Genomic DNA, 26246 nt, shown 5'->3' with positions numbered 1-26246 from the left:
CATTGGAACTCTCTGCATTTGCAGTCTTCAATCTCCACGCTCGGGCACCTTCCAGGGTGCTTCGGGATGCAGAGATTAGCACACGCGGACACCTTATGAGTTCGCGGTAACGTATGTCAATGCAATTTTTTAATACCTAATATTTATTAGGAATCGGGCAATCAAATAGTACGTGTACGTCGCACGTATTTCGGTCGTGCCGCACTCCAAAACCGTCAGACGCCTACACGGTGCACACGCTCGCCAAGAAAGTCACGGAGCAATTCCTCTGTCAGGTACTCGATTTCTCGATCGCTTGTCATTTGGAGTTCCATCGGACGATACCGTCCCCTCCGATATGCCATGGCCAATCAACGCCACTAACACTGGGAATAATCCCGAAGTGCTCTATGATGACGCGTAGGAAGGATTGATCTTCGCCATGCCCACCTCTCTGCAGCAGGATTTGTTCGGCGTTCTACCCTCAGGGGAACGAGTTTATCGATTCATATTGAAGAACGAATGGCTCGAAGTCTCACTAATGACCTTCGGAGCTGCCATTCTCGCTCTTCGGACGCCGGATGTAGGGGGGAGGCTGGAGAATGTGGTTCTGGGGGGAGGTGAGTTGGCGGATTATCTGGCGCCAAACAAAGCATACTTCGGCGCCGTATGTGGGAGGTACGCCAACCGCATCGCCGGAGCGTCCGTCTGTATTGACGGCGTGAAACATCCATTATCTGCAAATGAAGGGTACGACACTACGCTACATGGGGGAAAGGACGGCTTCGATGCCCGCATTTGGAGCGCCCGGATCGTGGAACAAAATGGGGTCGCTATGACTCTGGAAAGCCCCGATGGCGATCAGGGCTTTCCAGGAAACCTGACAGCTACGATAACCTATACCCTTGAAGAATCGTCACTGCGTCTTGGCTACGAATGCAGCGCCGATCAAGCCACGGTCGTGAATCTGACCAATCATGCGTACTTCAATCTGGCTGGAGAGGGGAACGGGGTAATCTTGGGCCATCTGCTTCGACTAGGCGCGACTCGATACCTGCCGTTAGATGAGAGATACATTCCGGTCGGTGACTTAGCAAATGTAGAAGGGACGCCATTCGACTTCATAACAGAAAGAGCGATTGGCGAAAGAATCCGCGAGCCACACGCCCAGTTGCTTCTGAATCGGGGCTACAACCATACCTACGTGGTACAGGGGGAGCCTGGCATGCTCAGGTTTGCGGCAACCGTGCGCGATCCACTCTCAGGTAGAGTGCTGACAGTGCAAACGACTGAGGCTGGGATTCATCTTTACACCGCAGGCTTTTTGGACGGCTCGCATTTAAGTGCCTCAGGAAGGCCATATGTTGCGGACTCGGGCTTCTGTCTGGAGACGCAGCGATTTCCTGATAGTCCACACCATTGCAGCTTTCCGTCGACGCTGTTGAGGCCAGGTGAGACCTACCAGAGCGAGACCTTGTATGAATTTTCCGTGATGACCACCAGATGAGCGGCGTTGCTAACTGCTGGCTTAAGAACCTCGTCTTACCGCGGTAACTTCATAGGTTCCAGGCTGGATGGCCTCAAAGTCGTGATCGCTACTGCGCATCCGGCCGAAATCAGCATCGTGATCGCCAATGCCAGCCGAATACTCTTTAACTCAAGGTCATTATTGTTCTCGCAGATTGTTTCTTTTTTCTTTTCGCCATATCGCGTCTCCAATCCGTGGCGAAAGGGATTTTGGCAGCTGATCAGTCCTTATACGCTAGTAGTAGTAAAGATGACTCGATGATGGATGTCCCGGAGGGATTCCATCTCAACTCAATTCTGAGTTTCCGAACGCTTGAGTAAATAATCCAAACCGCAAATACGAAACCACCGGTAGCCATAAGGCTCAAACAAGATGGAGTGCTTACCATTCTTCTCAGGGTAGCTATGGTCTTCCGACAGGAGGTTTACAAGCGTGCATTTTTTTTCGTCTTCCGCGCGCAGCGAAAACTGAACCTCCTGGGGCTCACCGCTCAAGTTATGCATACATAGCACCGAATTGTTGCGCCAGACATAACGCATAGCTAAAACCTGAGGTGTCTTCGTAGGGATGAATGAAAAATCTCCCCAGCCAATCTCGGGCACCTCTTTACGCATGCGAATGATGCGCTCCATCCAGTTCAGAAGTGAGTTTGGCTCGCGTCGCTGAGCTGCGACATTGACATGCTGAAAGCCGTAGGGGCCTTCGCTGATCACCGGCAGAATGGGCTTATCACTTGCCGTAAAGCCTGCATTCGGCTCGGTCGACCACTGCATTGGCGTGCGAGCGCCGTTTCGTTCCTGTAGGCGAAGATCGTCGCCCATTCCGATCTCATCGCCATAGCGAATTACCGGAGTACCTGGCAGGGTCATCATCAAACTGTAAGCGAGCTCCAGCCGTCGGCGATCTCCCTGCAACATGGGTGGGAGTCGTCGCCGTATCCCGCGTTGATAAAGCTGCATATCCTTGTCCGGACCAAACGCCGCGAAGACAGTCTCGCGCTGTTTGTCACTAAGGCGGCCAAGGTCGAGTTCGTCGTTGTTGCGCAGAAACTGTCCCCATTGTGCAGTTGCGGGACGGGGCTTTGTAGTCTGCATCGCGTTGACCAGCGGTCTCGAGTCGCTGCTGGCCAGCGCAAAGAAGAGATGTTGATTGACGGCGAAATTAAACATCATTTGCAGCCGTTCCCCGGAATCGCCAAAGTATTTTAGATCTGTGTCAGGCAGGACGTTCGCCTCCGCAAGAATGATTGCGTCGCCTTTCCGCCATGTAAGGAATTCACTGAACGTCCTCAACATGTCGTATTGTTCGCCGGGCTTTTTGAGACCGGCGCCCTTTTGGGCGATGACAAAGGGAACCGCATCCATGCGAAAGCCCGAGACACCCAACTGCAACCAGAAGCCCATGATCTTCAGGATCTCTGCCTGCACCTCTGGATTAGCAGTGTTAAGATCCGGCTGAAAGTCATAAAAGCGGTGGAAATAATACGCCTTCGCGGTCTTCTCGTAGTTCCATGTGGACTTCTGCACTCCAGGGAACACCACTCCTGAAGCCGCATTCTTTGGTTTCTTGTTAGACCACACATACCAATTTCGGTACTTCGATTGCGGATCGCGGCAAGCCTCTTGAAACCATGGATGCTCGTTCGAAGTATGATTCACAACCAGGTCGATGAGAACGCGCATCCCACGCTGCTTGCAGCCTTCTGCAAATTCCACAAAATCACCCAGTGTGCCGTATCGAGGATCAACACCGTAGTAGTCTGCCACGTCATAGCCGTCGTCTTTGCAGGGAGACGGCTGAAACGGCATCAGCCATATTGCCGTTACACCCATTCCTTGCAGATAATCCAGGCGACGCATCAGGCCCGTAAAGTCACCAACACCGTCGCCGTTTGCATCCATATAAGTAGCGACAGACAGACAGTAGATGACCGCGTTCTTGTACCAAAGGTCATTGATCATGCAAGCAACCTTCCGTTAGAAAAATAAATCTTCAGGAGTGTTTGGTGAGATGCAAGAGTTGACCTGGTGGCAGCACGGAATCATATACGAAATCTACCCCCGTTCTTTTCAAGATAGCGACGGCGATGGCATTGGTGACCTGAACGGGATCCTGCAGCGGCTCGACTACCTGGTGCAGCTTGGCATCAATGCGATCTGGATATCGCCGATCTATCCATCACCCATGGCGGATTTCGGATACGACGTCGCCGATTATTGTGGGATAGATCCCATCTTCGGCACAATGGAGGACTTTGATCGCCTGCTCGCGGAGGCTCATCGCCGCGGTCTGAAGATGATTCTCGATTTTGTGCCGAATCACACCTCCAATCAGCACCCATGGTTTCTGGAGAGCCGGTCCTCTCGCGAGAATCCGAAGCGAGATTGGTACCTATGGCGCGATAAACCGAATAATTGGCTAAGCAACTTCGGTGGCTCCGGCTGGGAATGGGACGAAACAACCGGACAGTACTACTACCATTCATTCCTCAAGCAACAGCCCGACCTTAACTGGCGCAACCCTGCCGTGCAGGCCGCTATGTTTGATGTCTTGAGGTTCTGGCTGCGACGAGGCGTGGATGGTTTTCGCGTGGACGTCATGTGGCTGATGATCAAGGACGATCAATTTCGCGATAACCCGCCAAACCCCGGTTATCGCTTAGGCCAGCCCTCCAGTCACCGCCTCTTACCGATGTACAACTCAGACCGACCCGAGGTTCACGACCTTGTGGCCAGGATGCGGGCGGTGGTCGATGAGTTTCCACAGCGCGTTCTGATCGGAGAGATCTACTTACCCGTGGAACAGTTGATGTCGTACTACGGAAGGGACCTCAAAGGCGCGAACCTGCCATTCAACTTCCACCTGCTGCAATGCGCATGGACCGCTGAAGCAGTGAAGCAGGTTATCTCTGATTACCACACCGCTCTCCCGAAGGGCGCATGGCCCAATTGGGTTTTGGGAAATCATGATAATGCACGCATCGCGACCAGGGTTGGAACTTCCCAGGCACCTGTTGCGGCCATGTTGCTTTTCACTCTTCCCGGAACACTAACGATGTACTACGGTGAGGAAATAGGGATGACAAACGTGCCGATTCCTCCGGAGCGGGTGCAAGACCCTGCGGAGAAGAACGAACCGGGACTCGGTTTGGGCCGCGACCCAGAACGAACTCCGATGCCGTGGAACGGCACTCCCTCGGCTGGATTTACTACGGGCCGCCCTTGGCTTCCTATCGGCGATCATGAAGCAATAAACGTCGCAGCACTAGAGCATGATCCTGCTTCAATGCTGCAGCTTTATCGCAATCTAATCAATCTGCGGCGCAGCAATCTGACGTTAGTGAGTGGTGCGCTGCAGTCGGTTACTGTCGAGAAGAACGTGCTGAGCTATCAGCGCATAGATGATAAGCAGCGCATTGTGGTGTTGCTGAACATCGGTTCGGCCCCCGAGACAATGACGGTGGAAAGGGGAACTGTCCTCGCATCGACGTACCTTGACCGAGTGGGGCAAGAAGTGATCGGTTCAATCGACATGAGAGCTTCTGAGGGACTAATCATCTGTCTTAAGACACTGATTCGCGATGTGCCGCCTGGCAGCGAGGGTGCCGACATGTCCTAGAAGCGGGTTTCTCGTCACCGAACGGGGATGCTGACATCCGGGACAAGTGATGTACCACTAGCTCACGCTTGGCATCCGAGGAGGATGGAAGTTTCGATCTCGTACATACGAGATTGAATAGCATCGCCAGGTCAGCCCACGATCCTCGTATATCCACGGATTCGTCGAACGGCAAGTTTATTGTTCATGCCTTGAAAAACTGCCGATTACCATTCTCCCCTATCGCTCTAACATTGAAGCCTGGCTTTCAGCAGTACGCCCGAGCGCCCTCCCCGAGGTATCATCACACATTCAGATCTGCCCCCGGTATCGTATTCCTAGCGCAACCAATACACGACCCTTCGTTTGGTGTGCATGTTCAGCGAGAGACGTTTCTGGTTCTGGCTAACTCCGTGGCCCTCTTCTCGCCGTCCTTTAGACCCGAGGAGCTTCGAGGGTAATGGACAGTTTCCGAATACGGCGTTCGCATAGGGGCCTAGTTTGTGAGAACGAGGTTTACCTGAGGAGGAGTGAATATGCGAGTAGCGCCTCTGTATGAATGCGTTCCACCAAAACTGTACGGCGGGACGGAACGCGTTGTGTCCTATCTCACCGAAGAGTTGGTGCGCCAGGGACATGAGGTTACACTCTTTGCAAGTGCGGACTCGATGACAAAGGCCAGCCTGCGTCCCATCTGTGAGCGTGCCCTCCGGCTAGAGAGAAAGAAGATTCATTTCTGGAAATTCCCGGAAGACGGATGGATATCCGGGATATCAAGCCGTCCGTGCGTCGTGAGTGCTGTAAATCGCTGACGGCGTGTCACCGGGAAATGCAGATAATCGCTTCCTGTGCAACTATCTCAATCAAACGGATGTGATTCAATGAACCCGTCTCCGTCGGAGTCTCCGCAATGGTCCATCCAGTAAAGCGCGAAAAGAATGCTTCCTCCGAGTTCTTTTCCGGGTGGGGCGTTCGCACCATCGCAACCGGCGAAGCACGGTATAACCCGATGTCCTATCTCAATGGACGGTCTGGCCTCATGACAATGCCTTGATTGCCTATGGCTGCAGGAACAGCCAGGACAAGATGCTTGCACTGCGAATCCTCGGAGGTCTCCTCGACCTTTCGCTCTTCACAGATCTGCACCGCTTACCAGAGCTAATCTGCGGCTTTGGACGTCAGCTCGGTAAGGCACCCACCTTGTATCCAGTGGCTTGTGCTCCGCAGGCATGGGCGGCAGGTGCAGTATTCATGGCGCTACAGTCGTGCCTCGGTCTTTCGATTGATGCGACAAACTCGGAGATTCGACTTCATCACATGATGCTTCCGGAGTTTCTCAAACGTGTGGAGGTTCGGAATCTGAAAGTTGGGAATGGTGAGGTTGATCTAGCCTTCGAACGATACTCCGATTCCGTAGGCGTGAACATTCTTCGCAGGAAAGGAAACGTCACCATCGTGTCAATCAATTGAAGAATCGTGGCTAAGGCTGAAGGCCGCACCATATTGACATTTTCTATAGCGCCAATCTGTAAATCTAGGGCTGCGGTTTGACCTTCACCAGTACCATTGCGTCGGGTTCAAGCCGCAGATCAAGGCGGCCGTTCTTCAGCCTCATTTGCTCTGGCTGTCCCAACGCGGTCTCTCGGTTCAATTGTTCTACCTGCGCCTCCGTCGGATCGAGCGGCTTTCCCATCGCCGCATATTTCGGCAACACATTGCCATGCTCGTTATCCACTCGCTGAATCGACACCTCGGCGTCCTGGGCTATATTGCGAAACTCCATCCGCATCGTCCGAGCGTCGCCCTTCTCCCCTGGATCGACAAGGTTCCATATCGCCACCGCCAGAGTGCCATCCGCCAGTTTCGTCACAAGCATGTCCTTCGACGGATTTGCCAGGCGTTGCTCCCCTAACTCATGCAGCAGGGCGAAGTCGTAGTAGCTCGGCTTGTTGATGCCTCCCTTCGCCCGCAGACCAAAGTGCCCCTCAAATGGCCGCGAGATGGGGCCGCCCTCCTCGAACACATCGGAGAACGTCCAGAACGACATCATGTTCACCTTGCGATCGCACTCACGAACTGTATTTGCCAGTGCTGGGCCAACGAACGTGGTATCCCGCGACTCGTCCATACCCTGTACGTTCCACTCCGTCCAGAACAGCGGCAGGTTTGGCATCGAGGACGCATCTATCTGCTTCCGTACCTTCTCCACCGCCCGGCAAACGCGATCGTCCATCGGAATCTTCTCGTCCGTCCCGAGAAGGTTCTCCACTGTATCGTCCGCATACCCGTGCGTCGAGACAAAATCCACGGGTACATGGTCCGTAGCGGCATGTCTCAGAAAATCATCCACCCACGAAGCCGCAGCCGTCGCTGGCCCTCCGACCTGTAACCGTGGACTCACCGCCTTCAGATCGCGAGCGGTGTGGTCGTACAACTCAAAGTAGCTCTTCTGTCGCGGAATCCCGTCCCAGAAATCGATGTTCGGTTCATTCCATACTTCGAAGTACCACTTCGATACCTCATCAATCCCATACCGATTCACCAGATGCTGTGCAAAGTGGGTCATCAGACCGTCCCACTTCTCCATGCTCTTCGGTGGGGAAACATTCTGCTTGTACCAGAACGGATGAAGCGCATCAGGATTGAAGGCCAGCTTCTTCGGCATAAAGCTGATCTCAACTACCGGCCTTACACCGTTCTTCAACAGACCGTCATAGATCTGGTCGACGTAGGCGAAGTTGTACACAGGGTTGCCGTGTTCATCTTCGTTATAGACGCCAACCTCATCATGCAAAATCGCATGGAAACGCACGTAGCGAAAGTCGGTCACCTTCCTGACGGCACGTAAGTCATCGCGGTAACTCTCCCGCAGCGTAAGAATCGCGCGTCCCGATCCAAACATCTCCTCCCAGAAGTGCGGAAATGGATGTGCGGAGGCTTGGGAATCGATGGTAACAGTCTCAGCCGGAGGCTGAGCAAACATGCTGTGGCTACCCAAGGTGAGAACAGCGACAGCTAGAGACAAAAAAGAGCGCAGGTGCTTCATAGATGAACCTCTGAGAAAAGAGCGAACACCGGCTCGCCAGCTATCCCCTGGATTAGTGAAGGGTGCGACCAGCCATGTGAGTGAACTGGTCGCACGCCCTTGAGTTGGTTAGAAGCTGAAACGCGCCTGCAGGTTGATGATTCGGCCCGCAAGACCCGCAGTTGCCTGGCCGAAGTTGGAAGCTGTGATGTCAGTAACGACAGTGCTCGAGTTGAGGTTGATATTGTTGAAGAGGTTGAAAGCATCTGCCCGAATCTCGAACCTGGCGTTCTCGCCCAAGATCGGAGCATTCGGCAGCCCGAAGGACTTGGTAAGGGTTGCATCGAGATCCTTATAGCCGGGACCATCGAACGAGTTTCTGGACACGCCGGGCCTTTGTGGCAGACCTAACGCAGTTGCCAGTGAAGATCCACCCCCCGCAACGGGCGCGATAGGTACCCCGAAGTATGGCTGGTTCGCTCCGGCGAGCGGGGCGTTCACATTCGGCTTGCCGTTCTCGAACGCATCGTTGCCGGTGTTGTGCTTGATCCCTCCGTAGTAGGCGGCGGGACGCAGCTGACTATAACCGCTGCTGGCGTAGTAAAGATTTCCGCCTGCGTTGTAGATGGGAGTGAAGGGAAAGCCGGTGTGGAGGTTGAAGATACCGCTGAGAGACCAGCCGCCAAATGTTTTTTCGAGGAAAGCGTGATTGCCGTGGAACAGGACCGGCTGCCACAATCCGTATATCTTCAGCGCTTTGCCGAAGTTGAAGTCCGAGCGGCCACGTGCAGCGCCAGGAAGGTATGGATATGGATCCTCGAAGTACGGCCCCGATCCGTCATCCATGGTCTTTGAGTAGTTGAACTCCGCATCGAACATGAAGTTATGCGCCATCTGGTGCTTCAACCCGACAAGCAGGGCATTGTTACTTGAATTTCCGGTATTGCCGTAGTAATCGACGCTGGTGACAAGTGGATTGAAAGCCAGTCCCTGGGCAAAAGCGGTCACATACTGGTTTTGCTGAACGATGATGTGGTGCGTGGAACTGCCCTGGTAGCCCACCGAAGCTACGAACTGGTGCCCAAGGTCAAGCTGTGTATCCAGAGAGTAATGGTGCGACTGGATCGTGGGCATGTTTGCCGGGAACGCCGTGAGGCTGGCATTGCCGCCTACCGGCAAGTTGGCAGAATTGAACTTTGAGATGACGTTCGGGTTTGCCGGATATCCAAACAGTGAGTGCGAGTCTGCTGGAATGGCATAGATAATGCCGGGATTGATGTTCGCCGGACTCGCACTCGCGAAGTTAGGATTGATGACATTCGGAGGGTTATTGCCCGAATTGCCGGTGATGGCGATCTCTTCCTGGTTGTAGTTCAGCCCGTAGCCGCCGCGAAGCACGAACTTACCATGAAAGTAGTCAGGGCTCCAGGCGAATCCGATCTGAGGACCGAAGTTGCCCTTCTGCGCGTTGTAAAGATTGCCGCCGCGGCGAACGCTCAGGCCTGTAAATGTGGTTGGTCCTGTGCCCAGAACAACGGTGTTCAGGTTGCCTCCCTTCGCCGAGAACGGGCCATAGTAGCCGTAACGCATACCGAGGTTGATGGTCAGGTTTTGACGCGCCTTCCAGTCGTCCTGAACAAAGAAGCCGTATAGGTCTTCGCGGGTGTCTTGGCGGTTGGTGGACGGAGTGCCTGTAAATGGATCGAAACTCCCGCTCTCGGTATGCGGAGCATCGTTGAGGAAGTCCCAGATGTTGTAGAAGTTATAGCTGGGGCGAACAGCATAGGTTGGATTATTGAGATAGTAGAGCCGGGTAAGCTCACCGCCGAATTTGACGGTGTGGTTTCCCTCGACCTTCGTCGCGACGTCCTTGTAACTATAGGTCCACTGGTCGAAATCGCTTGGCCCAGGGGCACCAAAGGAAGAGAGTGCGCCACTGCCCGAGAGATTGCCAAGTCCATCGACCTGCGCGCTGGGCAGCCCAAAGGGAGCCTGCGGGTTGGTGCTGATCTCGTTCCAGCGCCAGCCTGCAGCATTGGCGCGGGCCTCGTTGAGTAGCGTTGGCGAGAAGGTGTGATTGTAGATCACCGAGAACGCATCGTTGATCTGTGCGTGGTGATACAGGTTATAAGGACGGACGCTCCCGTTGTAGTTTGTAGTGCTCACCGGAACCCAATAGATAGCGAAGGCAGCGTGATCCTTTTTAGTGATGTCCGCGTCAAGGCGTCCGTTGTACTGCACCTGTGTGCTGGTCCTCGGATTCACCGTCGTGTAGTCTGCGATATCGGCGACGTTGGCCAGGCCTCCACCGATGCCTGGGTTGCTGGTGCTCTGCCAGGAAAGATCCTGCGTTCCCAGCGCCTGCTTCAGAGGTGATCCAAGATTCAGCCCCTGGCCGGCGATCGTGCGGCAGTTCACGTTTTCAATAAGACCAATGTCTGCGCAGGTCTGGTTGATCAGACCGGACTGGGCGACGCCGGCTCCCGGAAACGAAAGAAACTTCGAGGCAATGCTGCCAGATGGAGCGAGTGCCCGGAAGTCCGCCGTCTCATACCAGCCGGTGCCGGTGGATGATGAGTGGTCGCGCTGCGTCTCGTAGGCGAAGAAGGCAAATAGCTTGTCGTGCAGTATGGGGCCGCCGATGCTGCCCCCGAACTGATTGGAGCGCAGTTCGTCCCGCTGTAGGCCTCGTTGTGCAGGGGTCTCCCCCGGCGTGATGGGCTTGAGGGATCCCGCGCCGTTGTACCGCTGATAGGCGTTAAGACCGGGGCGGTTGGCACGGAAGAATAGGCTGCCATGAAACTGATTGGTGCCTGTCTTCGACGTAACCTGGATCTGTGCGCCGCTGAAGCGGCCATTCTCCGCATCGTAGCCGTTGGAGACGACCTTAACGTTGCCGACAGAATCTTCATTGGGGGTGATGACCGATGTTCCACCCCATACGGCGCTTACCGTGCTGATGCCGTCAACACTGATGCCATTGGTCTCATACTGACCGCCGTTCGCATTGGCCTGGGGGCCGTTCTCGGTTTGGAAGATGCCACTGCCGCTGCCACCGGGTCCTTGTGTGCCGGGCAGGTTATTCACTCCGCCACCGGCCGATTGAGACTGGTCGCCGAAGACACCGGGAGCCAGTTGGATGAGCGTGAAGACATCGCGCCCCGACGATGGCAGATGCTCGATCTGGTTACTGTCCACCGACCCGTTGATAGAAGCCGTCTCTGTGTCCAGCGCGGGCACAGTCTCGCCGGAGACCGTAACACTGGTCGTCGCCTCGCCCAGATCCATCCGCACGTTCACTGCATTGGCCTGTTCCGGAATGATCCGGACTCCGTTGATCACCTGATGTTTAAAGCCTGTCGCGTCCGCCGCCAACGTGAAGTGGTCAGGAGGCAGAGCATTGAAGTTATAAACGCCACTGGCGTTCGAGGTCGCCGTCAAGACACGGTTCGTGTCTGTATCGGTCAAGGTCAGCGTCGCTCCCGGAATGACCTCGCCCTGTGGGTCCGTGACCGTACCCTGGATGGATGCGCGAAATTGTGCGTGGGCGAGCGGTGCGACGAGGGCCACCATCATCGCAAGGGCGGCTCTCAGCAGATACCGCCGATTAAACAATGCATTCAAACTCATACTGCCTCCCAATGAAACTTTGTAAATATTGTTGCGGCCCTTTGTTGCTGCGAGAGCCTTATCAATCGATAACGATCCGTTTACAAGTTACACAATCGATTGCGTAAAATGACGGATGATTTTTACCACTGTGATCACCACAGTGTCAACTAAAAGGCGGGATAAGAGTACACCGTAAAGGCGCTCTTCTACGCTCTAAGCCGCCTCCGTTCGCCCGCTCTTTCCGTATGATGCCTCCAACGGCAAGAGCGATGTCAAAGGGCCTATCGACTGCCGAAAGGCCATCAGTTGGCGGCAGACCACTTTAGCGCACGCTATACTTTTCGGTATGCCCCGCCAAGGAAATGTGCGTCCTGTTGAGAAACAGAGGACGGAAGTGACAAAGCCGCAAGCTAATCTCGGCGATCTCGCAAAATACCTTGGCCTCTCCCCCTCCACAGTATCTCGAGTTATGAATCGCACGCATGACGCCAGCTCGATTCCGACGAGCACACAGGAACGGATCTTTAGCGCGGCGGAAAAGCTCAACTATCAGCCCAATATGATGGCCAAATCACTGCGGAAACAACGCAGCTACACGATCGGCGTCATCGTTCCGGAGATTGGCGAAGGCTATTCTTCAACCGTGCTCAACGGAATCGAGAACTCACTCGTCCGCGAAGGGTACTTTTTCTTCGTCGTTAGTCACATGCACCGCGAAGAGCTTCTTCGTGAGTACCCTCGCCTTCTCATGGCCCGGGCAGTCGAAGGCATCATTGCCGTCGACACCCGATGGAGTGAGTCCTTCAGAATTCCGGTAGTCACCATCTCCAGCCACCAGAATGTCTCTGGCGTCGCCAATATCGTCCTGAATCATCGCCGCGCGGCAACCCTCGCTCTCGGTCATCTCTTCGATCTTGGTCATCGCCAAATCGCCATCATCAAAGGGCAAAGCTTTAGCTCCGACACAATAACGCGCTGGGAGGCGATTCTCGACACTGCGGAGGGTCTGTCACTTCAGATCAATCAAAAACTTGTCATGCAGCTTGAAAGCGACAGCTTCACGAGCGAACCCGGATACATCGCCGCTCAGGCCCTGCTACGGGCCGGAATACAGTTCACTGCCATCTTCGCCTTCAACGATATCTCAGCTATCGGTGCCATCCGCGCCATCCGCGAAGCTGGCCTCCGCGTCCCCGAGGATATTTCTGTAGTGGGCTTCGACGACATCCCGAGCGCAGCTTTCCAGAATCCGCCTCTCACCACGATTCGCCAACCACTGCAGACGATGGGGACGCTCGCCGTGGAGCACCTCCTGCAACGCGTCAAAAACGAGTCTGCAGTTTCTAAATCCGACATCATCACAGTGGAGCCGGAACTCGTCATCCGCAACTCGACTGCAGCCAGACCTATCTGAGCTCTGAAAGAGCCTCCGCCATGCTGGCTTCAGTTTCCTGCGCAGCGTTTTCCCTTTCCAGAAGGTGTTCGGGATCCGCATGATGCGAAGCGTTGCCGTTATTGCAATGTGGCCTTCGGACTCTCCGATTCGGATCGAATCGTCACCTGACTCTCCCCCAAATCTGGTGCTGTTGCGAGCAGACGGATTGATCCGGGAGTCCCGGAAGCACGGACTACGACGAGCGCACGTCCATGGAAGAGTGATCTGTGGTCGCCCTGGTATGACTCTTTACTTCTCCCATCCCCATTGCCAACAGCAAGGATCGATCCCGGCCCGCTGAGGCTGAACTTCACCTCCGAAGTCGCATTGGGTTGAACTCGGCCCTGTGCATCGATTGCTTCCACCGTGACGTAAGCGAGATCGCCGCCATCTGCCTGCAAAATGGTGCGATCTGCCGTGAGACGAAGCTTTGCCGAATCTCCTGCTGTTTGCAACAGACTGGTGGCGACCTCGCTGTTGCCATTGACGCCGACGGCCTTCAGAGTCCCGGGTGCATAGGCAACAGTGAACAACGCCTTCCGCTGCTGTTCCACAGTTGTAGGCATCTCGCCGATGAGCTTGTCGTTGAGATACAAGCGCACCTTTTCGGTGCCGGCATAGACCTCAACCTGCATGTCCTTCCCTTCAAGGCCGGGCCAGGTCCAGCTCGGCAGTGTAGGGTAGACACTCCAGCCGATGGCGACGATTTTCTTGCCATCCGGTTCAGGCACGCGTACGGTTGCGAAGACCCGGTCGCCGCCGTTCCACAGAATGTCACGGTAGTAGGACTGCGGTTTGCGATATCCCGTCAGATCCAGATCGCCAGCACTGGCCGCATGCCATGGGAAGCCCGGAAACATCAGACTCATCATCGGATTTGGCTTGCCATCCGGCGTGGCCAGCGTTTCGAAGGGGTTCTTTCCGTCGGCACCCATATTGGACATGGCCTGATTCAGAAAGCCCGCAACTTTATCTGCCTGCGCTGCCTGTTCGGGTGTCTCAGCAGACCAGCTTCCGATACCAGATTCGCCGAGGTAGTCCATGGCGGTCCAGACGAATTCGCCGACGATGTAGGGCTGCTCATGCACCAGTTTCCATTCGCTGAATTCTGCTGCAGGCAGGGACTCCGTGGTTACCATGATGCGGTTGGGAACCCGCTGATGATCTTTAGCGTGGTTTGCTTCGAGGTTGTAGTTGTAGCCGACGATGTCGAGCTGCGCCATCACTGCATCCGTGCTTGGCGTATAGGTAGCGCCGGGGAATGCTTCGGTCAAGGGCCTTGTGCTATCGAGCGAACGGACCCGTGCAGCTAGTTGCTTGGCAATTGGTGCACCCTCGCTCGTCCACGCCTCGGGAATCTCGTTGCCAATGCCCCAGAGGATGATGGATGGATGATTACGATCGCGGAGCACCATGGAGTCCACATCCTGCTGCCACCAATCTTTGAAGAAACGTGCATAGTCGTATTTGGCTTTGCTCTTGGTCCAGACATCGAATGGCTCATCGAGAACAAGCAGCCCCAACCGATCGCATGCGTCCAGAAAGGCTGGTGAGGGTGGATTGTGCGCAGTACGCACCGCGTTAAATCCGGCGGCCTTCAGGAGCTCTACCTTCCGTTGCTCGGCCCGGTCGAATGCCGCAGCTCCGAGGGGGCCGTCGTCATGGTGAACGCTTCCACCCGTGAGCTTGATCGACTTGCCGTTGAGCACGAGGCCCTTGTCGACCGACCAGGCAAGAGTTCGCACGCCAAAGTTCGTTTCCACCCGATCTATCACTTTGCCACCCTGAACGATCTCGGTCACGGCACGATAGAGAGCAGGAGTCTCCGGGGACCAAAGTTCTGGATGGGGCAGCGCAATTTGCTGGGACATTTCCTCATGTGCTCCCGCGCCCACGCTTAGCGCCGATCGCTCCTTGCCAACGGATTTCCCTTGTGCCGACAGCAGGGTCGTGCTCACCGACACTTCGGCCGGATCGGTGGAATCATTTTGTACCTGGGTGCGTATCGCGACCTTCGCGCCGGAAGTTGACGCCTCCGGCGTGCTGATGAATACGCCCCATGGGGACACATGGACCCGCTCAGTGACAGTGATCCGCACGTGCCGGTATATGCCCGCCCCGGTATACCAGCGGCTGCTTGGCTGCTCTGAGTTGTCCACGCGGACGGCAAGGACATTCGATTTCGAGAAGTCGAGTCCCGGTGTCAGATCAAAGCGGAAGCTCGTATAAGCGTAGGGATGCACCCCAAGCTTCTTGCCGTTCAAATAGACCGTGGCATTGCTGGCGACGCCATCGAACACGACGCTGACGCGCTTTCCTTTCCAATCCGAAGGCGCAGTGAACGTCCTCCGGTACCATCCCACGCCGGCGGGAAAGTATCCTCCACCCGAACCCGTTAAATTCTTCTCGTCGGGAACCCCTTCAATGCTCCAATCGTGCGGCAAGTCCACTGTCCGCCAAGTCGAGTCATCGAAGGACTGAGCCTGAGCGTCGGCGGGATCTCCCAGAGAGAACTTCCAATTCGCGTCAGCATTCAGCTGTTGCCGTGCGGCGCCCGGTTGAGCAGCCAAGCCGGAGGCACCGAACATCGGAAGAGCCGCCATCAGGGCGACAGTCATCTGACGGAGCGTTCTTTGCATAGGATTCCTCTTTCTGTGCTGCAACGAATTGCATGCGCGATGGGATGTCTATATTCCTCCCCTACTCGAGCACCGAGCGAAGCCAATGGGCGCTGCGCCCCAATACCGACGGCAAGAAGACAGTCATGATATACGACTGGGAAACGAGCGTAACAAGGGCCGCCTGGTGGCGGCCCGTTTCAATGGCAGGTTAGGTCTGGCGGGATCGGATGAGATTGCGGTAAAGCTCAATGGTCTGATCGGCAATTGCAGACCAGCCGAAGGTCTTTTCCACACGCTGGCGGCCAGCCTCTCCAAATTGACTTGCTTTGATCGGATTTTCAAGGAGGTCGGAGATCTTCTCTGCGAGGTCACGCGCAAACTTATCAGGATTGGATGCGAAAGTCGTAGCAGGATCCTGTTCGAACGGAACCAGATGACCAGTCACTCCATCGACCACGACTTCTAAGATGCCCCCCGTCGCGCTCGCGACTACTGGAGCACCGCATGCCATCGCTTCCAGGTTGATGATGCCGAAAGGCTCATATATGGATGGACAGCAGAAAACGCTGGCGTTGCTGTAGAGTTGGATCGCTTCAGGCTTCGTTACCATCTTTTCGATCCAGATGATACGCGGATTGAGGACGCTCTCCTCCTCTACTTTCTCACGCATCTCGGTTGCGATCTCAGGAGTGTCGGGTGCTCCCGCGCACAGGACAACCTGAGTGTCAGGCGGCAGATAACGAATCGCATCGACGAGATGAGTGACGCCCTTTTGCCGAGTTATTCGACCAACAAACAAGACATAGGGCAAAGATGGGTTCACGCCGTACTTGACGAGTGCTGTGGTGTCCAGGGTTTTCTGATATTCGTCCAAATCGATGCCGTTGTAAATGACGTGTACACGTTCGGGTTGGACCTCGGGGTATGCGCGGAGAATATCTTCTCTGGTGCCACGAGAGACCGCGATGATCGCGTCGGCATCGAGGATTGCCGTCCGTTCCATCCATGAGCTCATGGCATAGCCACTGCCGAGCTGCTCTGCCTTCCAGGCACGGAGCGGTTCGAGGCTGTGAGTCGTCAGCACGAAGGGAATGTCAAAAAGCTTCTTGGCGAGAAATCCGGCCATGGACACATACCAGGTATGCGTGTGCACAATGTCGATGGCCGCCAAAGGCTTCATCTGCGCGAGATTGAGGCTCAGAGTTTCAAGCGCCGTCTTGTATTTCTCCTGAGTGCCGTCGGCGATATGAGACCAGGGCTTGGCGCCCCGGACATGCAGATTTCCCTGATCAAACAATTGATCGCCCCAACAGTGGACCTCGACATCGATCGTCTTGGCCAACTCCCGGCTCAGGTATTCGACGTGAACTCCAGCTCCGCCATAAACGTACGGCGGGTATTCGCGTGTCATCAGGCCAACTCGCAAGGGCAACCTCCGTGAATCTTATAGATGGAGTCTAACGTGCTAATGATTGACTTCACAACGAAAGTGCGGGTCAATCGTTCGAATTAGACCTCATAAGCAGAAGCAGAGCGTATAGCCGCTTGAACTACTGCTCAAGGAGTTGAGCCTGTTCCTGAACCCTCTCTTCCCTCCGGAACTCATCCGGGAGGAAGAGACTGAATACCGTTCCTCCACTTTTCGTAAGCGTGGAATGTACTTGTATAAGCCCGCGGTGTTTGTCGACGATGCCACTTGAGATCCAAAGCCCCAACCCGGTACCGTTAATTCCCTTCGTGGTGTAAAACGGCTCGAAGATTCGTTCACGCACCTCTTGGGTCATTCCATGCCCCGTGTCCGCAATCGTTATGCGGACGCCTGACGTATTGCCGTTCCAGAGGTGGGCATCCCTTGTCCGAATCAAAAGTCGTCCGCCGGTCTTCATCGAGTCGATGGCGTTTCCAATGAGGTTGTTCAGTACCTGCCGTATGTCACCCTCATAGCAAACCACCGCTCGCGAGCCGCAGTGATACACCTGCACGTCGATGTTTGAATTGACCAGTCTGCCGTGATGCAAGCCTATTGTCGGCTCAAGGAGTTCTTCGGCCGTAAGGGCTCTCGGGCTCGTCGCCTGGCGATGAAATCGCAGCGTGTGTGTGACGATCTGGCTGACTCGTTGGAGTTCTGCCTGGGCTGTTGCGATGTAGCGTTGTGCCTCCTCGTCTTTGACATTGCCCTCCACGATATAAAGAATGTTCGTGACAGCTTCCAAGGGATTATTGATTTCATGTGAGATGGAAGCGGCAAGACGGCCGACTGCAGCAAGCTTCTCACTCTGTATGAGGGCCGATTCAGCCTGCTTCTGGCGCGACATATCGGTTAAAAATACAGCAATGGTCTGCGAAAGATCACCTTGGGACTCTTGCGACGGGATGATCGTCGCTCCCACGAGAAATGGAATCAGTCTCCCGTCTCTTGCTCGTAGTTCTTTGTGATAGGAATCTGCCGTCCCGAAGATTCGCATCTGCTCTTCGGCCTGGCGATCGGCTTCAGCATATTCAGCCGTATTGATATCGTTCCAGCCGAGTTTGCCTGCCGCCACTTCGTCGGCGGTGTAGCCGAGCAAGCGAAGAATTGCCTGATTGGCGTAGGTGATGCCATCATCTTTCTTGCCAATCAATACCCCAACGATTGAGTTATCCAGCACAACCTGCAGGGTTTCCCGCTCTCGTTTTAGTTCGGCAAGCGCCGCGTCACGCGCACGCAGGGAATCTCGGATCTCATATTGGCGTTGCCTGGCCCGCAGAGCTGCCCGCACGCTACTGACGAGCGTGGCCGTTCGAATCGGTCGCTCCAATAGAACAGGAGCGCCGAGCGGAAGGCACTGAAATTCGAGCAGATGCGTCTTTGATGTCTCCCGTCCATTGCCAGTCAGAATAAGCACGGGCAGGTCGGACCACGTTGGCTGACTTCGCATCCATTCGCCGAGGATGCGAATTGTTTCCATACTGAGGGCTTCTTCTGCAATTAGAAGTGGACCTATCGGATCTTCCCCCAGCAGAGACAGCGGGTCGGTACAGACCTCGGCAGCGAGTCCGCTCTGTTGCAATACCCCGGTGATCAGTTCAGCATCGCGTCCAATTGGAGCCATAACGCGCACGACCATACTCATAGTTCGGCCCTCGCGCTACTTCTTCATTTGACCAATCGCAAAACTAGGAACCCCAGTTAGTATGCCCTGGAAATCCGTAAGTTGTTTGCCGATGACGATGCCTTCTTTACCCATGCTGAGTTCGCGGAGGGTCCGCTCGTGCGCACCTACCCGCTGCTTCACCACGGACAGGACCTGCCGGATCGAGCCTTCTGCCTCAAAGTACCGAAGGAGCATCACGGTGTCGGCGAGATAACTTACATCCACTTCCGTCAGCATGGTGCCGACGAGGCCGTGCTGCGTATAAATGATGAACGTTACGACTCCCTTCTGATTAAGAAAGGCAAGAAGCTCATGGAGGTGAAGGTTGAGATCGTTTTCTCCAGGCATCGCCATCAAAAAGCCGTTTAGACTGTCGATGACGACTATACGGGTATCTTTCTCTTCAACGTCACGGCGAATTTGCCAGGCAAACTCGCCGGGGGAAAGTTCGGCAGGATCGATCTGGGACATAGCCAACGTTCCTCGGGAAATCTCCGTTCGTACTGGCATTCCAAGAGATTCGGCGCGATCTTGCGCGGTTCGTAGGATCTCATCGAAGGCATAGACAATCGCGCGGTCTCCTCTTTTGGCAGCGGCATACGCAAAGGCCATAGCCAAAGTTGACTTTCCGCTACCCGACGGGCCGAGGAGAAGCGTTGACGAACCTCGGTTGATGCCGCCACCGAACATCTGATTCAATGCCGGCAAATCACTCTCTATCCTTTCCCCCGCAAAGGTGGTGGAGTGTTCGTTCGCGACCAGGCGGGGGTAGATGTTAAGACCTCCTTTTTCAATAGTGTAATCATGAAATCCCTCGCGATATGCGCTTCCGCGCAGCTTAATGACCTCAATACGTCGCCGGGTCACGCCATAAGTTCTTCGTATTTTCTCGAGACGGATCACGCCATGGGCGATGCTCTGCAACTGCATGTCGCTGCCCTCGGCTGTCCTGTCGTCAAGTAGGAGTACAGTTGTGTCCCGTCCGGCGAAGAAGTGTTTCAGGGCCAAAAGCTGTCTTCGATAACGCATGGTGTCCGCCGCAAGCAAGCGAAGCTCAGAGAGTGAATCGATGACCAACCGTTCTGGCTTTACATCATCGATGAGCTGGGTAAGCTTCTGAATTGTGCCTGCCAGCTCCACCTCGCTCGGATGGAAGACTGTGTACTGCTGTTCGGGGGAAAGGCTGGCCTCGGCGGGAATAAATTCTGCGATCGGCAACTGCGCGATGTCCCATCCGTGAGAGAGTGCCGACCCCTCCAGTTCATCCTTCGACTCGGAAAGGGTTACATACAATGCGCGCTCCCCCCGATTTACACCCGCGATGATGAACTGCATCGCAAGCGTCGTCTTTCCGGTCCCCGGATCTCCTTCGAGCAGATACATCTGCCCTCCTGGCAACCCGCCGCTCAAAATGTCGTTCAATCCGAATATTCCGGTATCAATTCGGGACGATTTTCCATGACTTGCGATGGAAGATTCAGTTAGCTCCAACTCGACGTTCCCCCCTTCGAAAGATTCGCTGCTTGCTGACGGCAAGACAGAACAACGAATAATAAGATGCTCAAAAGGGCTTAAAGATCTCTCCGTACAACCTGCCCTCCTGATCGTTTCATTGTTATCTGTCAATGACATCAATGATGTGGTTTAGAAACCTGTCGATCATAATGTCCGACCGACAAGGCGGTCCCCCCTGCCGAAGTCGCGTCTTGACGCTTATCTTCAAGCGCACAACACAGCAGAGGTCTTTCAGATGATCCTGCGAAGCCCCAGGCGGACAACAAAGATCATCCGATATCACGATTGCGGGAGAAACCAATCTCGACCTTATGGCAATGCGGGCTTCCTAGCATCTATCTGAAAGGCGAATGCCCCTTGCGCGCCGCCGCCATGAGGAATATCACAGGCGCCTTAGCCACCTTGCGCTCGGAAGCCACAAAGGCTTACCGCGACTTCGATCTCCGCGATACGTTTCTCAAACAACACAAGCCTCGGTAGGACATCGAGCATGCTCACCGTTGGATTACGCTATGCGGAAGAGTTCCCGGCAAACTGGAGGTCAATGGTATTCGAGCAGACCGCTAATGATTCAGTCCAGACGCATACCTTCCGCTGTGAGTCCACTGATCGCACCAGTCATTCACCGTCTCGTACCAGAGCTTTGAGTTCTGCGGCTTCTGAACCCAATGCCCCTCGTCGGGGAAGTAGAGCATCTTGCTCGGCACGTCGAGCCGCTGCAAAGCCGTGAAGAGCTGAAAGCCCTCTGAGACATCAAGACGGTAATCCCTCTGCGAATGAATGATCAGCGTAGGCGTCTTCGCATTCTGAATCGACAGCATCGGCGACCACTTTCTGAAAGGATCGTCCGCCATCGGTCCCGCCGCATACTTCCAGGGCTGCCCCGGCCCGGCTGTGCCCGGCCGCTTGAACTCCCACTCGTTGAACCAAAGCTCCTCGGTCGTCCCATAGGCGCTCTGCGGGTTATACATGCCGTCGTGGGTCACAATGCACTTGAAACGGTCGGTATGCGTCAGCACCCAGTCGGCCATGAATCCGCCGTAGCTCGCGCCCAGCGCGCACTCCCGCGTCTTGTCGATAAAGGGATACTGCTTCTCTGCATAGTCGAGCCCCTTCATAAGATCGACATAGGCCTTCCCGCCCCAGTCTCCGCTCACCTCATCGACAAACTTCTGCCCATATCCTGTCGACCCGCGACGATTAATCATCACGACCACGTAACCATCCGCTGCAAGCAGCTCTGCATTCCAGCGATAGCTCCACGAATCGCCCCACGCCGTCTGCGGGCCGCCATGCATCAGGAACTTCAGAGGATACCTCCTTGCAGCATCGAAGTGCGGCGGTCGAATGAGGAATCCCTGCACTGCGGTATTTCCAGCACCGGGAAAGATAAAGCTCTCCATCTTCGGCAGGTCGAGTTGGCGAAGCAGGCCATCGTTCATATGCGAGAGCCGCACCACGGGCGCGCCGCCGCCGCCGGAGGCGTTCAGGGCAATCGAGCCAACCGCCGCCGGATATCTCACCGTCATCACCGTGGCAACGATTGTCTTGCCGTCCGGAGCAACCTGCAACCCGCCATACTCCGCCTTGTTCGCCACGGCTGTCGCTTCCGGTAGATCAACCTGCGTGGATAGGATGTTCTCCTCGCCCATCTCGCCGCTGGTAAAGTAGATCGTCTTCGCGTTCGGCGCCCATACAAACTCGTCTACCCAGTTATCGAACTTCGGCAGCATATCCTTGATCGTCTTCGCCTGGCGGTCAAACAGCATCAGCCGGAACTGATCACTCTCAAACCCGGCGCGCGCCTGAGACCGGAACGCGATGTACCTTCCATCGGGTGAGTAAGCAGGCGCATCGTCGCTCCCCGGCGAGGTAGAAATCTTCACTGCCCTCGCCTCGGGATCATCCAATCGCAGTGTGATCACATCATTATTGGTGCTCGCTGCCGGAACCGCATCGAGATTCGTCACATACGCAATCTCCTTCGAGTCCGGGGCCCACGCATAATCTACCGGGCCACCCAGCGAAAAGACCGGAGCCTCCGCATCCCCGATCTCGCGGCGCGGTGTCAGATCACGCACCGTATTACCGTCCGTCACGTTCACCACGAGCACATGACTGCGCTTGTCGCCGATGTAGTGGTCCCAATGCCGGTAAAGCAGCTTGGTAAATATCATCGCCTTTACCGGATTCTTCGCCGCTGCATCGTCCTTACGTTTGTCACAGGCATCCTCCTGCACCCACGACTCCTCGTCGCTGCACTCCGGATAAACGCGCGACACAAACAGAATCCGCTGCGAATCCGGCGACCATACTGGCCCATCGGCTCCAGTGCTTCCTTCGGTCAGCCGCTTCGGCGTCCCCATCGTGCCCGTCGTCTCATCCCAAGGGGCGACAAAGATCTGCGACAAGCCGCTCCCGGTATCTGTCGCTACAAACGCAACCTGCCTCCCGTCCGGCGAAAACCGTCCATCGGTCTCGCCCTCCTTCCAAAAGCTCAGTTGCCTTTCTGAAGGCCGCGAGGCAGCATCCGATTCTTTCTTTAGCGGCACGACCCATAGATGACTTATCTTTGTATTCGCCTCCAGATCGACATCCACTGCCGAAAACATAATCCACTTTCCGCTCGACGAGATCTGAGGGTCGTTAATTCGCTTCATTCGCTGCAGGTCGGCAAACGTCATCGGGCGGCCCGTGGAGGCCACTCCTGATTCCATTACTCCGGCCTCGGTCGAAGCCAACCCAATTCCCTGTCCGAAAGCCACACTACCCAGCACCAGTCCCACAACAAACCCGGCAAGCATCCTCATCGCGTCAGTCTACCCCGTCCCCGTAAAATCCGAAAAGATGGCTTGCCACACACCAGGTTCAGCAGACATTTCATCACGTCATCGACAGCAATGACACAACATTTTCTGAGATTCGGGCCTAAGCGACCTCTTGTGCCTCGCCGGAGAAATTGTGGGATAGATTCTCTTCCAAAGGCAGCTCCACCACCACGGAGGCCCCATACGGATGGAGATTGAACGCGCTGATCTCGCCGCCATGTTCCCGCACAATTCCATAGCAGATGGCGAGCCCCATGCCGGCCCCTCCGCCGGGTTGGAACGGTTCAAACAACCGCTCCGGCTGCTTGAAACCCGGGCCGGTATCGCTCACCATCATCTGCACCGAACCTTCGCCATGATTCACCGAAATTCGTATCTCGCGCTCCCGGTCATCGTCGCCACTACGCGCTATGGCCTGCGCCGCATTGGTCAGCAGGTGCTCCAAGACCAGCCGCAGGGAATATCCATTTCCCCGCACCGCCGATACATCGTCGTCTGCGTCCACCACCAGCAGAACGCCCCGATCCTCCAGTTTCTTCTGGCAATCGGACACCAGTTCGCGCACTAACCCTGCGATCTCGACCGACTCATCCATCCGCGCACCGTATCGCTCGAAGTTTGCCATATCCTGTATGGTCTGCTGCATTCGTCGGGCCTCGTGCACGATCGTCTCCGCAGCCGCCCGCACTCTTGTTTCCTTAGCGGTGTTGGCAATCCGTTCCGCAGACTGCAGCACGCACGTCAACGGATTGTTCAATGCATGAGCCACTCCGGTAACCAGAAGACTATAGCTAGCCAACTTCTCTGCCTGTCTGAGTTGCTTGACAACTTCGGCATTCTCAATGGCGCGGCCCAACTTCACTGCCAGCGCTTCCAGCGGCGGAATCGCCTCCTTCACCGTTTCGCGCCGCAGACTCATCAGCCTATCCGCGCATACCGCCAGCGCGCCGAGCAGCTTTCCCGTGGAGGATTGAATTGGAATTATGATCGCCCGGCCGCACCCTACATCTGCGGAGTCCTTTCCGAGAACGACCGCAAAGCTCTTTTCCCCCACTCGAATGCCAGCTCCGTCTGACGTCGCACCCTCTTCTGCGCTCTCGTCCCTCACGCGCTCGGCCCAGGCCTGAAGCGCCCGGACGGTAATCTCTTCCATCCCCACGCTGCTCGCCACATACATCCCCCCGGTGGCGTCCTGCGCCATCATTGCCACTCGCTGAAATGCACTCTTTCCTGCCACCAGTCGGCACACCCGTTTCGCCAACTCGCGGAAATCCCCTCCATGCCCGGTGTCGAGACGAGCATAGGCCTCGAACTCGTCGCGAATCCTTCGGTCCCGCCGCCGCTCCATTGCATGAAGACGGCGTTCGTGCCCCATCAACAACACTGATCCCGCCAGGCTCAGGCCTCCAACAACGCATTCCCAATGAAGAGCCCACATGTTACTTAGCCAGCCCAACATCACCAACCCTCACTTTTCGCGTCTATTCTTTAGATAAGTGAGGTGGATGCACCGTTGCCCACCCATTTTTTTGGAGATTTCGCAAAATGCCGCTGCTTTCCCGCATTCGCGCCTCAGCCGAGCTTCTTCTGTCCCTATTAGCAGTGGGATTCTTCGTCGTGGCCACAGCCACAGCTCCACGCGCAGCCATGGCGCAGGAACCCGCCGGCTTTGGCCCGCTCGATCCCAGCCCGCCTAAGGACCTTACCCCGCAGCAAATCATCACCAAATTCGCCGCTCGCGAATCAGTCTTCGATGTAGCACGCCAGAATTACACCTTCCGGCAGACCGTAAAAGTGGACACCATTTCCGACGACACCAACAAGCCGGACGGCGAATACATGCAGGTCACCGATATCCTCTTTGACAGCAACGGCAAACGCGACGAACACGTCGTCTTTGCTCCCCAGAACACGCTCGAACGAGTGATGATGTCGCCCGCCGACTTTCAGGACATCGAGCACCGACTACCCTTCGTGCTCACTACCGCAGATCTGCCGCAGTACGACATCACCTACCTTGGCCGCCAGCACATCGACGAGATCGATACCTACGTCTTCGACGCCAAGCCCAAGGTCCTCGAAAAAGGAAAACGCTACTTCCAAGGTAAGGTCTGGGTAGATCAGCAGGACTTCCAGATCGTCCTCGTCAACGGCAGATCCGTCCCCGATGACAAGCGCAAGGGCCACGAAGATCTCTCCCCGCCCTACACCACCTATTATCAACAGGTTGATGGAAAATACTGGTTCCCCACCTACACCAAAGCCGAAGGGACGCTGCACTTCGATGGTGGCAACGGCTATCTATCCCAGGACGTTCATCTGCGCACCGTCGTCAAATATACCGACTACAAACAGTTCCACGCCACCAGCCGCATCATCTACAACGGCCAGGACATTACCGACAACAAGGTCCCTGAGGACAAGAATCAACAGCCACCGTCTCCAGCGCCGTCCAAATAGGAGTTCCCGGCCGCCGTTCTACGTTCTTCTCTGTGGCTTTGCCAAAACGCGAATCCTCGAGCGGAACCACGGACGGCTTTGCCCTCCGATGATCAATGACGAGACCTCTGAATCTATCGAATTATTCGTCGTTTCTGGGGTGCACCGCCTTTATCTCGATGGGCAGCGGAGTCTTCGCCACAGCAGAGGAAAAACCCACCGCCTTACGCGAAATCTCTTTCACCGGCTCAGGCATGTGATGCACGGAGACGGAATCGCAGTGCACTTCGGGGTTCTCATGCTGTTCCGACATCCATCGGTCCATCATCGTGCCCGCGCACAGCGCTCCGCACAGATGCTTCACCCCGGCAGAGTGAGCATACTGCGGCTGCCACCGCGTTAACTTAATCAGCGGTTGGTCCTGGGCAGGACTCTCTCCCTGAAAGCAATCTACCCACGCCAGCCACCAGCTCTCGCTTCCGGCTTTCTGCTTGCCGCACACATCGCATGTATAACTCTCGCTGTACGCCATC

At 55.6% G+C, this 26246-nt stretch carries 16 protein-coding genes; 6 read left to right on the top strand and 10 right to left on the bottom strand.

All coding sequences use genetic code 11. The annotated features are described in order from the left end of the window. Window positions 1-421 precede the first annotated feature (421 nt). The gene (locus tag P4G45_RS00880; protein ID WP_348267814.1) at window positions 422-1486 is read left to right on the top strand and encodes an aldose epimerase family protein; all 1065 of its coding nucleotides are present in this window, start codon (window positions 422-424) and stop codon (window positions 1484-1486) included. 311 nt (window positions 1487-1797) lie between these two features. On the opposite strand, the gene P4G45_RS00875 is transcribed toward P4G45_RS00880, so the two are convergent. Next, window positions 1798-3468, bottom strand: coding sequence for an alpha-amylase family protein (locus P4G45_RS00875; protein ID WP_348267813.1), 1671 nt, complete (start codon window positions 3466-3468; stop codon window positions 1798-1800). A gap of 49 nt (window positions 3469-3517) precedes the next feature. On the opposite strand from P4G45_RS00875, the gene P4G45_RS00870 reads away from it, so the two are divergent. The 3 genes from P4G45_RS00870 to P4G45_RS00860 all read left to right on the top strand — a co-directional run bounded on the left by P4G45_RS00870 (window position 3518) and on the right by P4G45_RS00860 (window position 6574). Continuing rightward, a complete protein-coding gene (locus P4G45_RS00870; RefSeq protein ID WP_348267812.1) occupies window positions 3518-5125 on the top strand; it encodes an alpha-amylase family glycosyl hydrolase in 1608 nt (535 codons plus the stop codon). Window positions 5126-5640: 515 nt separating this feature from the next. After that, the gene (locus P4G45_RS00865) at window positions 5641-5916 is read left to right on the top strand and encodes a glycosyltransferase (RefSeq protein ID WP_348267811.1); all 276 of its coding nucleotides are present in this window, start codon (window positions 5641-5643) and stop codon (window positions 5914-5916) included. 274 nt (window positions 5917-6190) lie between these two features. Continuing rightward, the gene (locus P4G45_RS00860) at window positions 6191-6574 is read left to right on the top strand and encodes a hypothetical protein (protein ID WP_348267810.1); all 384 of its coding nucleotides are present in this window, start codon (window positions 6191-6193) and stop codon (window positions 6572-6574) included. A 64-nt stretch (window positions 6575-6638) separates the two neighbouring features. Here the strand turns inward: P4G45_RS00860 and P4G45_RS00855 are convergent, their stop codons facing one another. After that, window positions 6639-8150: a glycosyl hydrolase family 39 gene (locus P4G45_RS00855; RefSeq protein ID WP_348267809.1), complete on the bottom strand. Its 1512-nt coding sequence runs from the start codon at window positions 8148-8150 to the stop codon at window positions 6639-6641. A gap of 108 nt (window positions 8151-8258) precedes the next feature. Beyond that, window positions 8259-11759 (bottom strand): carboxypeptidase regulatory-like domain-containing protein, encoded by a 3501-nt coding sequence (locus P4G45_RS00850; RefSeq protein WP_348267808.1) that lies wholly within the window; start codon window positions 11757-11759, stop codon window positions 8259-8261. A gap of 451 nt (window positions 11760-12210) precedes the next feature. On the opposite strand from P4G45_RS00850, the gene P4G45_RS00845 reads away from it, so the two are divergent. Next, entirely contained in the window at window positions 12211-13155 is a 945-nt protein-coding gene (locus P4G45_RS00845) for a LacI family DNA-binding transcriptional regulator (protein WP_373694132.1), read from the top strand. A gap of 98 nt (window positions 13156-13253) precedes the next feature. Here P4G45_RS00845 and P4G45_RS00840 read toward each other — a convergent pair whose 3' ends face one another. The 6 genes from P4G45_RS00840 to P4G45_RS00815 all read right to left on the bottom strand — a co-directional run bounded on the left by P4G45_RS00840 (window position 13254) and on the right by P4G45_RS00815 (window position 24649). Next, complete coding sequence (locus P4G45_RS00840; RefSeq protein WP_348267806.1) at window positions 13254-15815, bottom strand: glycoside hydrolase family 2 TIM barrel-domain containing protein; 2562 nt, start codon at window positions 15813-15815, stop codon at window positions 13254-13256. 190 nt (window positions 15816-16005) lie between these two features. Further along, complete coding sequence (gene glgA / locus P4G45_RS00835) at window positions 16006-17223, bottom strand: glycogen synthase (protein ID WP_348267805.1); 1218 nt, start codon at window positions 17221-17223, stop codon at window positions 16006-16008. Window positions 17224-17347: 124 nt separating this feature from the next. Then, window positions 17348-18910, bottom strand: coding sequence for an ATP-binding protein (locus P4G45_RS00830; protein WP_348267804.1), 1563 nt, complete (start codon window positions 18908-18910; stop codon window positions 17348-17350). 15 nt (window positions 18911-18925) lie between these two features. Further along, the gene (locus P4G45_RS00825) at window positions 18926-20353 is read right to left on the bottom strand and encodes an ATPase domain-containing protein (RefSeq protein WP_373694130.1); all 1428 of its coding nucleotides are present in this window, start codon (window positions 20351-20353) and stop codon (window positions 18926-18928) included. A 656-nt stretch (window positions 20354-21009) separates the two neighbouring features. Continuing rightward, window positions 21010-23256 carry a S9 family peptidase gene (locus P4G45_RS00820; RefSeq protein WP_348267802.1) on the bottom strand — a complete coding sequence of 749 codons (2247 nt, stop codon included), beginning with the start codon at window positions 23254-23256 and terminating at the stop codon, window positions 21010-21012. A gap of 118 nt (window positions 23257-23374) precedes the next feature. Then, window positions 23375-24649, bottom strand: a complete 1275-nt coding sequence (locus tag P4G45_RS00815) for a HAMP domain-containing sensor histidine kinase (protein WP_348267801.1) — start codon at window positions 24647-24649, stop codon at window positions 23375-23377. Between the two features lie 170 nt (window positions 24650-24819). Between P4G45_RS00815 and P4G45_RS00810 the strand changes: the two genes are divergently transcribed. Continuing rightward, on the top strand, window positions 24820-25734 hold the full coding sequence (locus P4G45_RS00810) for a hypothetical protein (RefSeq protein ID WP_348267800.1): 915 nt from the start codon (window positions 24820-24822) through the stop codon (window positions 25732-25734). 121 nt (window positions 25735-25855) lie between these two features. Here P4G45_RS00810 and P4G45_RS00805 read toward each other — a convergent pair whose 3' ends face one another. Continuing rightward, window positions 25856-26245: a hypothetical protein gene (locus P4G45_RS00805; RefSeq protein WP_348267799.1), complete on the bottom strand. Its 390-nt coding sequence runs from the start codon at window positions 26243-26245 to the stop codon at window positions 25856-25858. Window position 26246 lies beyond the last annotated feature (1 nt).

The sequence above is a fragment of the Edaphobacter paludis genome (assembly GCF_039993895.1).
GTDB lineage: Bacteria > Acidobacteriota > Terriglobia > Terriglobales > Acidobacteriaceae > Edaphobacter > Edaphobacter paludis.
This window is presented reverse-complemented; position numbering and strand designations above follow the sequence as displayed.

Bases quoted from the DNA above. Each gene is read 5' to 3' on its own strand.
- P4G45_RS00880 (WP_348267814.1), top strand. From the start codon at position 422: ATGCCCACCTCTCTGCAGCAGGATTTGTTCGGCGTTCTACCCTCAGGG.
- P4G45_RS00870 (WP_348267812.1), top strand. From the start codon at position 3,518: ATGCAAGAGTTGACCTGGTGGCAGCACGGAATCATATACGAAATCTAC.
- P4G45_RS00840 (WP_348267806.1), bottom strand. From the start codon at position 15,815: ATGCAAAGAACGCTCCGTCAGATGACTGTCGCCCTGATGGCGGCTCTT.
- P4G45_RS00820 (WP_348267802.1), bottom strand. From the start codon at position 23,256: ATGAGGATGCTTGCCGGGTTTGTTGTGGGACTGGTGCTGGGTAGTGTG.
- P4G45_RS00815 (WP_348267801.1), bottom strand. From the start codon at position 24,649: ATGGGGCACGAACGCCGTCTTCATGCAATGGAGCGGCGGCGGGACCGA.
- P4G45_RS00855 (WP_348267809.1), bottom strand. From the start codon at position 8,150: ATGAAGCACCTGCGCTCTTTTTTGTCTCTAGCTGTCGCTGTTCTCACC.
- P4G45_RS00810 (WP_348267800.1), top strand. From the start codon at position 24,820: ATGCCGCTGCTTTCCCGCATTCGCGCCTCAGCCGAGCTTCTTCTGTCC.
- P4G45_RS00865 (WP_348267811.1), top strand. From the start codon at position 5,641: ATGCGAGTAGCGCCTCTGTATGAATGCGTTCCACCAAAACTGTACGGC.
- P4G45_RS00850 (WP_348267808.1), bottom strand. From the start codon at position 11,759: ATGAGTTTGAATGCATTGTTTAATCGGCGGTATCTGCTGAGAGCCGCC.
- P4G45_RS00860 (WP_348267810.1), top strand. From the start codon at position 6,191: ATGCTTGCACTGCGAATCCTCGGAGGTCTCCTCGACCTTTCGCTCTTC.
- P4G45_RS00845 (WP_373694132.1), top strand. From the start codon at position 12,211: ATGAATCGCACGCATGACGCCAGCTCGATTCCGACGAGCACACAGGAA.
- P4G45_RS00830 (WP_348267804.1), bottom strand. From the start codon at position 18,910: ATGAGTATGGTCGTGCGCGTTATGGCTCCAATTGGACGCGATGCTGAA.
- P4G45_RS00805 (WP_348267799.1), bottom strand. From the start codon at position 26,245: ATGGCGTACAGCGAGAGTTATACATGCGATGTGTGCGGCAAGCAGAAA.
- P4G45_RS00875 (WP_348267813.1), bottom strand. From the start codon at position 3,468: ATGATCAATGACCTTTGGTACAAGAACGCGGTCATCTACTGTCTGTCT.